Source organism: Pedobacter alluvionis, from assembly GCF_003664035.1.
GTDB lineage: Bacteria > Bacteroidota > Bacteroidia > Sphingobacteriales > Sphingobacteriaceae > Pedobacter > Pedobacter alluvionis.
In genome coordinates this window covers 245735-259498 of record NZ_RCCK01000011.1, presented here as the reverse complement: position 1 = coordinate 259498, position 13764 = coordinate 245735, and the positions used below count along the sequence as shown (strand labels likewise).

The following is a 13764-nucleotide window of genomic DNA, read 5'->3' as shown; positions in this document are numbered from 1 at the left end:
TCTTCCAGATTTATAATTTTAAAATAATTGATTAATGAAATTGATAAAATATATGCTAGCAGGCATGATGATGCTGGCAGCCAGTACTCATGCTTTGGCACAAAAAAACCAGGTGGTTAATGGTGGCTTCGAAAATGAGTTGGATGGGTGGGTTGATTACTCGGCAAAAGTAACTCCTTACATGTATAGCTCTGGGAAAATGAGTAGTGCTATATTTTCTTCAGATTCTTCTAAATGGACTGGTATGCATCAGGTTGTTCCTTTGCCTAAAAATACCCAGTATATACTCATGAGTGCGAAGATTAAAGCAGATGCAGTAAGTACCGGAACAAAATCCTGGAATGGGGCATTATTTCTTTTCGAAACCCTTAACAAACAGGGTGCTAAAATAGGCGAAGGAATCAACATTGCTTCAGTTACAGGAGATCAAGATTGGAAGTTATATGAAAAAGCATATATTATTCCATCGGGTGTTACGCAAATAAAATTGTTATTTGCACTGGGTTATGTAACCGGCACCATGTTCATCGATGAGGTAAGTTTGAAAGTGATTACGCAATCTGAGTTTGAAAAATATTTGTAATATGATGAATGGCATGGTATACAGGCGGTTTTTAATGTTGTTATTGCTGGTTACAACTGCGGCTACTGCTCAACAAACAGCGCTCCCGGAGATTGTTCTAAACCAGTCTGGTTATTATCCAAAGCTGGAGAAAAGTGCAGTTGTACTCCAGGCGGTTTCAGGGAATAGTTTCGAGTTGTTGTCTATGCCAGACCGAAAGTCTGTGTACACAGGTGTATTATCTGAACCAAAAGCTACCGGCTACTCGAAAATTAAAACCAGAATAGCAGATTTTAGTGCTTTCGACCAACCTGGCCAATATATAATCCGTATTCCCGGAGTTTCTGACTCTCCTGTTTTTAAGATTGGAGATGGTGTGCACCACGATTTGGCTGTGGCTGCATTAAAAGCATTCTATTATCAGCGTGCTTCATCTGCGCTGGATGTGAGCTATGCAGGGAAATGGAATCGCGTTGCCGGGCATCCTGATACTTCAGTCTATATTCATCCCTCGGCCGCTTCTAAAAACCGGAAGGCCGATAGCAAAATTAATGTTACTGGCGGATGGTATGATGCCGGAGATTACAATAAATATGTTGTTAATAGTGGGATCTCTACCTCAACCTTGTTTTCTGCTTATGAAGATTTTACTGCATATTTTCTTGGCCAGGAGGTAAATATTCCCCATGCGAAAAACAAAGTTCCGGATATATTAACAGAGGCCGTTTACAATTTGCGATGGATGCTCAAAATGCAGGATCCTGCTGATGGTGGAGTTTATCATAAATGTACCAACCTGGATTTCGACGCAATGGTGATGCCAGATAAGGCCATATCAAAACGATATGTGGTGGCAAAAGGTACTGCTGCCACATTAAATTTAGTCGCTGTTGCCGCACAAGCTTATCGCATTTTTAAACACTTTCCCGAACAATATCCCGGGCTGGCAGATAGTTGCCTGTTAGCCGCTAAGAAGGCCTGGAGCTGGTCATTAAATAATCCGAACGTGGTTTACGATCAGGATCTGCTCAATAAGATGTCAGACTTAAAAGTAAGCACGGGCACCTATGGCGATAAGGACTTAGAAGATGAATGGACCTGGGCCTCAGCAGAACTATTAGCCTCAACCGGAGAACAGGCCTATTTTGATGCTTTTTTTGCCCGTTTAAATGCTCCGGTAAGCCTACCCAGCTGGAGTAATGTAGGCATACTGGGATATTATACATTGATTAGATGCGAGGGGCAGCTTCCAGAGCGTTATAAAAGTGTAACCAGTATTTTGAAGAAGAAAATACTTACACTTGCTGATCGCTACTTAGCTGCTTTTAACACAGGCCCATATCATACCGTAATTGGCGCCTCGCTTTACGACTTTGCATGGGGGAGTAATTCTTCAGCTATGAATCAAAGCATACTACTGATTAATACCTATTTATTTTCCAAAAAGGATGCTTATCTCAATGCTGCGGTTAGTAATCTGGATTATATACTGGGTAAAAACGCAACTAGTTATTCTTTTGTAACGGGTATAGGGTACAAATCACCGCTGCACCCGCATCATCGCCTTTCATTTGCAGATGGTATTGCCGAACCTATTCCGGGCATGCTGGTTGGAGGGCCTAACCGGGAAAAACAAGATGGAATAAAATATGATTCCGAACCGGAAACGTCATACCTGGATGATGCCAACTCTTATGCAAGTAATGAAATTGCCATCAATTGGAATGCCCCATTGGTATATGTAGCAAATGCAATGGAGTATCTTGAAAAAGGAAAAAAATAAGAATCAGAAGACTGCTAAGTAAAAATCGGGCGTCATTTCGATCCGATGGCTATCGGATGAAGCATAGCGAAACGGAGAAATCTTTGAATGATGTAAAAAGATTTCTCCACTGCGGTCGAAATGACGATTTATCTTAATCTGTAAGCGATTTGGTATTTTTGACTAGATCAGTTTGAGGGTAGTTAGCTGGCGGTAATCAGTGGAATACTGAATGAAATGTGCTTTCCGAAATTCACTAATATCGGTCAAAAAATTTTTGTTATGCCTATTCATTTTACCTTAAAATCTCTGCTAATTGCAGGGGCCATTTTGCTCATCTATGCGTTTGAGAATGGAAGATAAGATGATATTATAAGCTACATAAGCAACAAATATGAAGAAGCCCAACTGTAGTGCTGAGTTGTTTATGGTAACTACTTTTAAGGCCTCAGTATCGATATTAAGCCCTGATAACTGGCTTTTTAATATCCCGTTGAGACCAATATAGGTCATTGCTATCCCGACTACCATAACGTCAGCCATATCCCATTTGCCGAGATCAAATGCCAGAAAACGGATGAATTTCGAGTTGCCCAGTAATTCAGTACAAGATACCTGCAGCCCACGGGCAATAAGACGTAACAGCGGCAATATCACCACAAAGAGCATCAGCAGTATGCCAACCAATACCGCATCTGGTTTAGGCTGTTCTATCAATGTACCAATAATACCCAGTATACTCTGACTTTGGAAAAAGAGCACCTGGTTGGTGAAAACAAGTTTTTCTCCAAGCAGTGCAAATTCAAGGGTATGAATTCTGGCATCTACTTCAATAATAGGTGAAGATACACCTACAGCAAGTAAAATAAAGGCAAAAAGCAATGAGATCACAAAAAGGGTAACCTCACTATCTACCCGCCTGCGTAACATTAGCCAGAGCAGTAGGGCAATAATGATGCAAGCGGTCATACCTATTGCATATTGATAGCTTAACCCTTTAATCTGCTTAAGTTTAGAATTTACAACTTTGTCAAAAGCAGTTGCATTGTTTACTTTATATTTTTGATAAATGTTATGTTCTACCGACGAGATGGTTTGATCGCTCAGGTCGTAAGTTTGTGCTTCCAGTTCATTAAGTTTTCCCACTGCTACAGATTTTAACTTTTTCAGGCTTTTAGGACTGGTTACTTTGGTAACGATGGTACGGGAGAAAGATGGGACCAGCGCATGAATCTCTTTTACATCTACAAAAGTATTGAAAGCAAGTTTTTTGAGTTTCGCTCCAAGCCCTTTCTGAGGCCTAGTAAATTCTGCCACAGCTTTATTAACCATACCGTGCAACTGTTTTTCAACTTCTTGCTGCATATCAGCTTTCTGGCTTTTATTGAGGTTAAAGCCCTTTACCCGGCGATCAACCACTGCTGATATTTTATCTCCCCAACGGTCAACCGAAAATATACCAAAAGTGATATTGTTCGAAAGACTATAATCTTCCTTAATGTGTTTCCGCTCGTAGGCAAGTGCACGGAAGCGGTATCCACAGTATGCTGCTGCCACTAACAACAGCGAAAGCGCCGCAATCAGGATAAAAGATGCTGATCCGGATCGATTTTGCTTAACCTGCTGAGGAGTACTGATGTTATCTTTTTGCAATTCGCTCATTTATTTTCGGATTTAATGCACGTCGTGCGGAGTAATTGATTTAAGAATTGTCGAAAGGATCAATCCGTAAAGTACAAAACAGATAAAAATAATGTAGCCCGGTTGCAGGGCAGTGTTATTGGTTGTAAGGATAGTAAGCGAATCATTATTGATATTTAATGCACGCAACTGGTTTTCAAGAAGTCCGTTAAGGCCAATGTATGCCATTAAAATAGCAATTACAATCACATCTGCCATGCTCCATTTTCCTGATTGAAAAGCAAAATACCGGATGATCCCGTTTTCTGCCCATCGCTTGCCACCAAGTAGGTGCACACCTGTTGAAGTTAGCTTAACTACCGGGAACAGGATACTGAAAGCCAGGATCAATACACCAACCAGAACAGAATCTATAGCCGATTGGCTGATCAGTACCCGAACGACATCCAAAATACTCTTGCTCTGGAAAAAGAGTACCTGGTCGCTAAAAACTACGTGTTCTCCAAGTAAAACAAAATCTAGAGAGCGGATCCTGGCATCAACCTCAATCATAGATGCAGTTAGGCCTACAGCTAAAAGGATGAAGGCGAAAAGTAACGACATAATGAAAAGCGTGGTATGTAAATCCCTGCGTTTGCGTAAGAACCACCAGAATGCAAGGACTACAATTACACAGCTTAACATGCCAAAACAGTAGTAGTAGGTTTGTTGCCGAATGCTGCTTAATGTACTGATGAGCTTTTGGTTTAGCTGTTGATTAGAAGACACGTTATACTGGTGGTAAATTTTTTTCAGTATGGCATTATTGGCAACAAATGCTGTATCCTGACTTTCCTCTCTGGCTATTTCATTAAACTCGCCCAAAGCCATTCGGCCAAGTTGCTTTTTATTTTTTGGATTATCTATTTCCGCAATAATTTTTCTGGCAAATGCAGGTACCTGCGCACGAATGCTATCTGAATTGACAAAATTTTTGATGGCAAATTTTTGGATCTTGCCACTGATGGTTTTCTTTGGTTTGTTTACCAGGGCTTCTGCTTTATCAATAAGTGCCAGTAATACCTGCTCAACTTCACCCTGTAGTATCTTTTTTTGTTTGCTGGTTATTTTAAGACTGGAAACCTGGTGGTGAACAATGTCGGCTACCTTATCTTTCCACTGTTGTACAGAAAACAGCCCATAGGTAATGTTATTTACCCTGGAATAATCATGTTTAATCTGTTCCTGTTTTTTCGATAATTCATGCAGCCTGAAACCGAAAAAGCCTTCTGCCACAAGCAGTACGGCTAATGCAAGGATCAGCAAAATGCGGTAAATAAGCTTTCCTTTTGCAGGTTTGTTGATTATTTTTTCCAATCTGTGCGTTAAAATAGTGATTACATCTCCCCGAAAGGAACTATTTGCAGATAAACATTAATTTTTGGAAAAATGTTTTAGCCCTTTTTAAGCCAGCATAAAAAGATTATTTATGGCTAACTATATGGATTTCAGTTTTGCAGGGCAGGCTACCAGGTCAATGTCATTAAGGAAGGGATAAATCATAAAAAGATGTCCGCGGTGTTTAACTTAGGCTGCCGGGATTACCGGCAGCCGGATCGATTTTCAACTAACCGATTTTATAGTCATTTTTAGGTAGATGTGGCTTTTTAACAGATGTAGTTTTTGAATTGTTTTGAAAAAGTTATTTTAGCAGGGAGTTTAGAATTAATTGCATTTCAGATTGCTGCAAAACCAAGCGGTTACAGCAGAAAATATCTTGTTTTGTCTATTTTATCCCACAGAGATTAAATTAAATAGTCGTCCATGTTTTAGCAATATCACCGCATTTTAGTTGTGAAGAAAAAAACAAAATATCGCTTAATGGGTTATAAGATGAATTTAATTCATTAAGCGTGATTAAATCACTATTTAAAATATAAGTCAGATACTCACATTTTTATACTGATCAATTGGAAACATCAAATAATAGAAAATTCGAACTTTCAGGAAATGCAGGCGCATCTAATTTCCAGCTGATGACCATGGCATTAGATGCCTCTATTTCTGGCATTATTATAACCGATCATACCCAGCCAGACAACCCAATTATCTATTGCAATAAAGCCTTTGAAAATATTACAGGATATTCCAGGAAGGAGATTATAGGTCATAACTGCAGGTTTCTGCAGGCGCAAGACCGAAACCAAAAAGAAAGGGCGATTTTAGCCAAGAGTATTATTGAGGGTGAAGAATGCCGGGTAGAAATCAGGAACTATAAAAAGAATGGCGACCTGTTCTGGAACGAACTCTATATGTCGCCGGTTAAAAATCAGGAAGGCGAGGTTACCCATTTTATAGGTGTTCAGAATGATATAACTTCGAGAAAGAATTCGGAGGAAGATCTGAGACAGCAGAAATTGGTAATGGAAAAGAGGATCAAGGAACGCACAAAGGAACTTCATGAAAGTGAAGCATTCCTTTCGAGTATTATTGAAACAGTACGCGAGGGGCTTTTAGTGCTCGATCCTGATTTTAATGTATTGAGTGCAAACTATCATTTTCTGAGAACTTTTAAGGTAAGTAAGGAAGAAACGGTAGGTCGTCAGTTATATGATTTAGGTAACCATCAGTGGGATATTCCAAAACTCCGCGATTTGCTCGTTAAAATCCTGCCAACCAACAATCCTGTTGTTGATTTTGAGGTTGAGCATGATTTTCCACACATTGGGAGGAAATTAATGCTCCTGAATGCATACCGGGTAGAATTTGAGGGACAATTTAAAGACCAGATCCTGCTGGCTATTGAAGATATTACCGAAAGGCGTGAGGTAGAAATCAGGAAAGATGATTTTTTATCTATCGCCAGTCACGAACTTCGCACACCGCTAACGACTATTAAAGGTTATGTGCAGCTGCTGGAACGCGCTATGCCAGAAAATGCCGGTGAAAAATTTTTGTCGACTTTTCGGAAAGTATCTGTGTATGTAGAACGGTTAAACTCGCTAATTAGTGAGCTGCTCGATGTTTCGCGTATTCAAAGTGGTAATATGGAACTGCACATGGCAAAATTCGATTTTGACAGCATGATTGCAGAAGCCGTTGACGGTATGCGTGCTACGGTTCCCAGGCATCAAATTGTACTGAATGGCCAGACTGGTGCGGAGGTAATGGCTGATGAGTCGCACATAGCTCAGGTAGTAAGCAACCTTTTGTCAAATGCTATTAAATATGCGCCTGATTCTGATAAAATTGAAGTGAATATCGCCAATGTAAGTGATTATGTAAAGGTATCAGTAAGGGATTTTGGCCTGGGAATGAGTCCTGAAGACAGGAAAAAGGTTTTTGATCGGTTTTACCGCGGAGTAGAAATCCAAAAGAAATTTCCAGGGATGGGAATAGGTCTCTATATCTGCGACCAGATCATCAAAAACCATAACGGCACCCTGTGGGTAGAGAGCGAAATAGGCAAAGGCTCTATATTTAGTTTTACATTACCTAAGGCAGGAAAGGAACCGAATGGATAAAAAGAAAATCATAATCTGCGATGATGATGAAGGGATTATTGATGTGTTGGAAATGATTCTGGAGGAAGTAGGACATACGGTCATTTCGGTTAACGATAGTTTAAAAGTGCAGTCGGTTATAGATAAGGAACAACCAGATTTATTGATCCTTGACTTGTGGATGCCCAGACTTTCAGGGCAGGAGGTACTGAGGCAATTAAGAAACCATTCAGGTCATGATAACCTGCAGGTTATTGTAATTTCAGCCAGCAGGGATGGAGAACAGATTGCAAATGATGCAGGTGCAAATCAATTTATTGCCAAGCCTTTCGATTTAAACAATATTTTAGATTCGGTTAATGCCCTGCTAAATTAGAAGAGATTAGCATTGTTTTGGTTTTATATTATTCTGGTTTGCAAAGTAAATTCTGCGGTATTTATAGGATGATAATAGAATTAATCTTTTCACAAGTATATATAAAGTGAGGAGCTTGAAATCCTCAACTATTGTTTAACATAATCCGGAGTACGTTTTCCCTTTTTTTATTTGAATGATTCTCTCCCCGATCATCATATTCAATTTATTTCAGCTGTGAGGTTTCGTCATTGCGAGAAGGCTTTTCAGCCGACGAAGCAATCTTAATGCGTACGCTGTTAGCGATCGTTGTAAGATTGCTTCGTGCCTTGCAATGAGGACTTTTCTATTAAAATCAGCCAGTGAAAACGGAATTATATGCCCCTGGTTCGTTTTTCCACGAACCAATAGCTTTTCCTATAAACTTTAAGAACTCCGGACTAATTATTCCGGCTCTTATCACCATCAAAGATCTGCTGCATTAGCTTACCCCAGGCGAAAGGATTAAGTAGCGGATTGGTTTGAACCATGTTTCTTGTAATTTTTTGGCTATTACACACCTGGGTTTATCATGTTTTTAATAAATAATCAAACTATGCGCAAGAACGCATGGTTCTAAAGAGAAAAGACAATGAAAAAGCTAAAGAACAATCTGGTACCCGAACAGGTTATCGGAAGCCAGATGGATGTGGTTGAAGAACGTAAATTGAACAGCCTTATTCAGGCTCAGGAATTTTTCTCAGCAGCTGCAAAACGATTACTCTTAGTGAATGAATGGGGGAAAATCTCTGGGCTTTCAGACTTTAAAATTTTTGCGCCTGATGGAACAGAAGCTATTCGATCAGCCCAGAAAGGGGATTTTATCAGAATAGATATCCCTGGACCCGGGCCATTATCGGGAGGTGGGTTTGATTGGGTGAAGATTGAAGAAATCGGAAACGAACATGACGGTGATCAGGAGATGATCAGTATGCGTGTCAGGCCATGTCCTTCGCCATTTAATCAAGAAGAACAGACTGCTCATTTTTTAAAAGACCATGCCACTTCTACCTTTACTATCCGCAGAGATAGAATTACGGTATGGGCAGAAGAACATGGCAGGAACGAGCAGGCGAATACCGATGAGGGAAATTTGATCGATAGGGCACGAAACCTCATTGTTGGTTTTAGTGCCAAATTGGGTTTGTCCTATCCTCAATGGAAACTGTTGGTAAAAGGACTGCTTGATGGCAGACCTTAATGTTGTAAAATTGCGAGTCCTTCTTCATTGCCCTGCATGGCTGCAAGCTCTGCGGCACGCTGTCCGCGGATATCGGTAAGCGAAGGATCTGCACCATTTTCAAGTAAGAGTTTCAGCAGGTCGTTCCTGCCAAACATGGCTGCAAACATAAGCGCGGTTCCGCCATTTCCATGTTGGAGATCTAATTTTGCACCCCTTGTAATCAGGAGTTCTGCAATCGGCAGGTAACCTTTAAAGCAAACACCCATCAGCGCGGTATTGCCGCCATAATCTGCAGCATCTATATCTGCTCCTGCATCTAAGAGGATCTCTGCACTTGATAAACGATTATTATAACAGGCGATGATTAACGGGGTATAACCTTTCTCATCTCTGGCATTAACGTTGGCTCCCCTTTTGATCAGCTCTTTTAATACTTCGGTTTCTCCCTGTCTTGCTGCGGGTATAATCAATAAGTCTAAATTTTCCATGTAAACATAACTGTACTTGTAGAAAAAAGGTTTTTATACTTACAGTTTAAATCACGCCAAGATGAAGATTTTGAAATAAATCCCAACACAAGGATCGTCCTCTCGACTGGAGTGCAACGAAATGGAGAGATCTTGAAGCAAATTATTGAAAAGAAGTTTAAAATATTTCTCCAATGATTTTTATGGAATAACTAAAATTCAGGATAATACGGTGTAGAAATACGCTGTCATTCTGAATGTAATGAAGATCTTTCTCTTGTTGGTTGTAATTTCAATCGGCTATTTTGAACAGCATTTTGAATGCTGTATTTCTTTGTTATTGATTTGAATAAAGTACAAAAAAAAAGCTCCGAAGAGCCTTTTTTTTATTCTGTTACCGCTTCCGCATTGACTGCATTAACCGCTATTTCCGTCAGGGCTACATCTGTTGCCTTTTCATTTTCGAGCGTTTGCGTAAGGAGTTCAGCTACATCGTTGTGGCCAATATTCTCAGCAAATACCCTTAAAGTTCCGTAGGTTGCAATTTCATAATGCTCAACTTTTTGAGCAGCCAGGATAAGCCCTGCATCGCGGATCATGGTACCTTTATCAGTATCAGCGATAATTCCGTCAGCTTCTTCCAGTAAACCAGCCATGGCATCACATTTTTTTGCAGTCGCTTTTTCTCCTAAAAGACTAAATACTTCTTCGAGGGTACTGATATGTTGCTCTGTTTCCTGGGTATGCTTTTCAAAAGCGGCTGCCAGTTCCGGACTTGTAGCGGCCTTCTTCATTTTAGGCAATGCTTTAGCAAGATGCTTTTCTGCCCAATAAATATCTTTTAACTCATCTACAAAAAAATCATGGAATTCTGAATTCTCAATTTTTCCTGTTTTACCTGTAGGTTTCGCGGTTTTCTTTGCCGGTGTTTTTGTAGTTGCCATAATTATATTTTTAATAGGTTCTTTATTATAGAACAGGATAAAATTGTGGAAGGTTTTGAGTTTTTTACTTGTTTGTATTTTTCGATACTAAAACCTTTTATTATTTCTTTCTGACCAACGGAGTTCCTCTAAAATTTTTCATTAAAATTGGACTCATCACTAAATTTTAATGAAGCTCACGGTATCAGCTCGGTAGGTATTTCCCAGTTTTTGAAGTGAAGGTTAGGCGGGTAGCTATCTTTTATTAAAACACGTATTAAAACGCGGATAAATTTCGGAAACTAAATAGCAAAATATAGGGTTCTAATAGATAATGGTCAACGACGAAACATCTTAAACATAAAATATACCATGAAAAAACAAGACAGCGGCAGTAAACCAAAACTTAGCGCTAAAGATACGGTAGCGGCTTCTCCGGCCTTGAAAGAGCTCTTTAAAGATGGAATAAGTGATCTTTATTGGGCTGAGAATCATTTGGTTAAGAATTTACCTAAAATGATTTCTAGTGCAACATCACCAGTGCTCAAAGGCGCAATTGAATCACATCTCACTGAAACTAAAGGGCATGTGGCCAGACTTGAAAAGGTATTTGAACTCCTTGGCGAAAAACCCATAGCAAAAAAATGTGATGCGATGGAAGGATTGAGTAAAGAGGGGGAAAGTATCATTGAAGAAACAGAGGCTGGAACAGCGACCCGGGATGTGGGCATTATATTAGCCAGCCAAAAAGTAGAGCATTATGAAATTGCGTCTTACAGCGGGCTTTTCCAATTGGCAACAACATTGGGTTTAACAGAAATTGCAGATTTACTTGAACAGACACTTGCAGAAGAAAAACTTGCCGATGTAAAGCTTAATGATATTGCTCAGAATGAAATTAACTATAAAGCAGCTGAAGAGGCTTAAGAAAGGGGAAAAAATGGCAAAAAAAACAACAGTAAAAGATACCAGTCCGATAAAACAGGACAATGATAAAACAGCAAAACTTGAGGTCTTTGTTGCAGATTCTACCGGTAAAAAACTCACCACCAATCATGGTGTCAAAATAAACGACGACCAGAATTCGCTTAAAGCCGGCGATCGTGGTGCAACATTGTTAGAAGATTTTATATTACGGGAAAAGATTACCCATTTCGACCATGAGCGGATACCCGAGCGTGTTGTACATGCCAGGGGTTCCGGAGCGCATGGCGTATTCAAGGTTTATGAGGATATGTCTGACATTACAAGGGCAGCTTTCCTTTGTGATCCGGGTGTGGAGACGCCTGTTTTTGTTAGGTTTTCAACTGTAGCAGGATCAAGAGGTTCTACCGATCTTGCCCGTGATGTTCGTGGTTTTGCGGTAAAGTTTTATACTCAGGAAGGTAATTTTGACCTTGTAGGTAACAATATGCCTGTATTTTTTATTCAGGATGCAGTTAAATTCCCTGATTTAGTGCATGCTGTAAAACCCGAGCCAGACAATGAAATGCCCCAGGCTGCATCAGCACATGATACTTTTTGGGATTTCATTTCCTTTATGCCCGAATCTGCCCACATGATTATGTGGCTGATGAGCGATAGGGCCATTCCTAGGAGTTACCGGATGATGGAAGGTTTTGGGGTACATACTTTCCGCTTTGTTAATGCATCGGGGGTGGCAAGTTTTGTGAAATTTCACTGGAAACCACTGCTGGGCGTACATTCTGTTGCATGGGATGAAGCGCAGAATATTTCTGGAAAGGATCCTGACTTTCACAGAAGGGATCTTTGGGATGCGATAGAAGCAGGTGCTTTTCCGGAGTGGGAACTTGGTGTTCAGATTGTTGCAGAAGAAGATGAATTTAAGTTTGGCTTTGATTTATTAGACCCAACTAAATTAATCCCTGAAGAGCTGGTTCCGGTGCAACGCATTGGTAAAATGACTTTAAACCGCAATCCAGATAATTTTTTTGCAGAAACTGAACAGGTTGCTTTTCATGTTGGGCATGTTGTTCCGGGAATAGATTTTACCAACGACCCGCTTTTACAGGGAAGGCTGTTTTCTTATACCGATACGCAACTGATTAGACTAGGCGGACCAAATTTTCACGAGATTCCGATTAACAGACCTGTTGTGCCTGTAAATAATAACCAGCGCGACGGCTATATGCGCCAAACCATAAACCGCGGGAAGACCAGTTATGGTCCTAATGGAATAGCTGCAAATGATCCACAACAGGCTACAGCTGCAGATGGCGGTTTTGTAAGTTATAACGAACGTATTGATGCGAAGAAGATCCGTGCAAGAAGCAGGAGTTTTTTCGATCACTTTTCGCAGGCGAGGTTATTTTTTAACAGTCAGTCTGATGCCGAAAAAAACCACCTTACAGATGCCTTAAGCTTTGAGCTGGGCAAGGTAAAAACGGTTGCGGTAAGGGAACGCATGCTTGGCTTACTCAACCATGTTGATAAAGGGCTTGCAGCAGCAGTAGCTTATGCCCTTGGGCTTCACGTTCCTGTTATTCCTTTGGAAGAATTAAATGGCAGTGTGCCGGCAGATGCTGATCCTGCTGATTATAGTCCCGAACAGAAAGAAGGGGAGCTTGCAAAATCGGAGGCATTAAGTATGTCTGGAACGCTTAAGGATAGCATTGCTACCAGAAAAATAGCCATCCTTGCAGCAGATGGGGTAGATGGTAAGTCGCTCAGTCAAGTAAAGGATGCGCTTATTGCTCAAGGTGCAGTTGTGCACATTATAGCGCCAAAACTAGGTGCTATTCTTTCACAGGAAGATCAGCAGATCAATGTAGATGAGAGTTTCTTTACGGCTGCCTCGGTACTTTACGATGCTGTTTATCTTCCGGGAGGAACGAACAGTTCTGCTACATTAGAAGCAGAAGCTAATGCGGTACATTTTCTGAACGAGGCCTTTAAGCATTGTAAGGCAATAGCTGCCGATGCAACAGCAATACAAGTTTTGGAGGCTACCTATTTCTATAAAAAACTTCCGGATGAATATTCGCAGGAAACTGTTCTGCGTGAAGGGATAATGGTTTCAGACGATCTTTCTTCCTTAGTAGAACTGTTTATCAGGATGATTGCCCAGCACAGATTTTGGGACCGGGAAGTGCCGAGAAAAATTCCGGCATAGTATGCCGTTTAATTTTAGGACAATATAATTTAAACATCATTTCAACCAGGTAATTATTCAGCCTGGTTGTTTTTTTTAAAATAAAACCAAACTGCAAAAGGTTTTACTGGTTCTATAATAGCGAGGCATTTTATTCCTGTCCCGTGATGATGCAGCGCGTTTGCAGAGTACTTATACCCTTTGCGGGTAAGTACATAACATATTACATATAAGGGTA

At 40.3% G+C, this 13764-nt stretch carries 11 protein-coding genes; 7 read left to right on the top strand and 4 right to left on the bottom strand.

The annotated features are described in order from the left end of the window. Positions 1-34: 34 nt before the first annotated feature. Positions 35-583 carry a carbohydrate binding domain-containing protein gene (locus tag BCL90_RS08855; protein ID WP_121283665.1) on the top strand — a complete coding sequence of 183 codons (549 nt, stop codon included), beginning with the start codon at positions 35-37 and terminating at the stop codon, positions 581-583. Then, on the top strand, positions 567-2345 hold the full coding sequence (locus BCL90_RS08850; protein ID WP_208529794.1) for a glycoside hydrolase family 9 protein: 1779 nt from the start codon (positions 567-569) through the stop codon (positions 2343-2345). The genes BCL90_RS08855 and BCL90_RS08850 overlap by 17 nt, the downstream gene beginning before the upstream one ends. 291 nt (positions 2346-2636) lie before the next feature. On the opposite strand, the gene BCL90_RS08845 is transcribed toward BCL90_RS08850, so the two are convergent. Together BCL90_RS08845 and BCL90_RS08840 are read right to left on the bottom strand one after the other, a co-directional pair. Beyond that, on the bottom strand, positions 2637-3986 hold the full coding sequence (locus tag BCL90_RS08845; protein ID WP_121283664.1) for a paraquat-inducible protein A: 1350 nt from the start codon (positions 3984-3986) through the stop codon (positions 2637-2639). A gap of 12 nt (positions 3987-3998) precedes the next feature. Continuing rightward, positions 3999-5321: a paraquat-inducible protein A gene (locus BCL90_RS08840; RefSeq protein ID WP_244095006.1), complete on the bottom strand. Its 1323-nt coding sequence runs from the start codon at positions 5319-5321 to the stop codon at positions 3999-4001. A 593-nt stretch (positions 5322-5914) separates the two neighbouring features. Between BCL90_RS08840 and BCL90_RS08835 the strand changes: the two genes are divergently transcribed. The 3 genes from BCL90_RS08835 (at position 5915) to BCL90_RS08825 (ending at position 9042) form a co-directional block, all read left to right on the top strand. Continuing rightward, positions 5915-7468, top strand: a complete 1554-nt coding sequence (locus BCL90_RS08835; protein WP_244095007.1) for a PAS domain-containing sensor histidine kinase — start codon at positions 5915-5917, stop codon at positions 7466-7468. After that, complete coding sequence (locus BCL90_RS08830) at positions 7461-7823, top strand: response regulator (protein ID WP_121283663.1); 363 nt, start codon at positions 7461-7463, stop codon at positions 7821-7823. The genes BCL90_RS08835 and BCL90_RS08830 overlap by 8 nt, the downstream gene beginning before the upstream one ends. A gap of 610 nt (positions 7824-8433) precedes the next feature. After that, positions 8434-9042, top strand: coding sequence for a hypothetical protein (locus BCL90_RS08825; RefSeq protein ID WP_121283662.1), 609 nt, complete (start codon positions 8434-8436; stop codon positions 9040-9042). On the opposite strand, the gene BCL90_RS08820 is transcribed toward BCL90_RS08825, so the two are convergent. Both BCL90_RS08820 and BCL90_RS08815 read right to left on the bottom strand, forming a co-directional pair. Next, positions 9039-9512, bottom strand: coding sequence for an ankyrin repeat domain-containing protein (locus BCL90_RS08820; protein ID WP_121283661.1), 474 nt, complete (start codon positions 9510-9512; stop codon positions 9039-9041). The two genes, BCL90_RS08825 and BCL90_RS08820, sit on opposite strands and share 4 nt — an antisense overlap. 365 nt (positions 9513-9877) lie before the next feature. After that, a complete protein-coding gene (locus tag BCL90_RS08815; protein WP_121283660.1) occupies positions 9878-10435 on the bottom strand; it encodes a YciE/YciF ferroxidase family protein in 558 nt (185 codons plus the stop codon). A gap of 351 nt (positions 10436-10786) precedes the next feature. Between BCL90_RS08815 and BCL90_RS08810 the strand changes: the two genes are divergently transcribed. Both BCL90_RS08810 and BCL90_RS08805 read left to right on the top strand, forming a co-directional pair. After that, entirely contained in the window at positions 10787-11341 is a 555-nt protein-coding gene (locus BCL90_RS08810; protein ID WP_121283659.1) for a YciE/YciF ferroxidase family protein, read from the top strand. A gap of 13 nt (positions 11342-11354) precedes the next feature. Then, positions 11355-13547: a catalase gene (locus BCL90_RS08805; protein ID WP_121284569.1), complete on the top strand. Its 2193-nt coding sequence runs from the start codon at positions 11355-11357 to the stop codon at positions 13545-13547. Positions 13548-13764 lie beyond the last annotated feature (217 nt).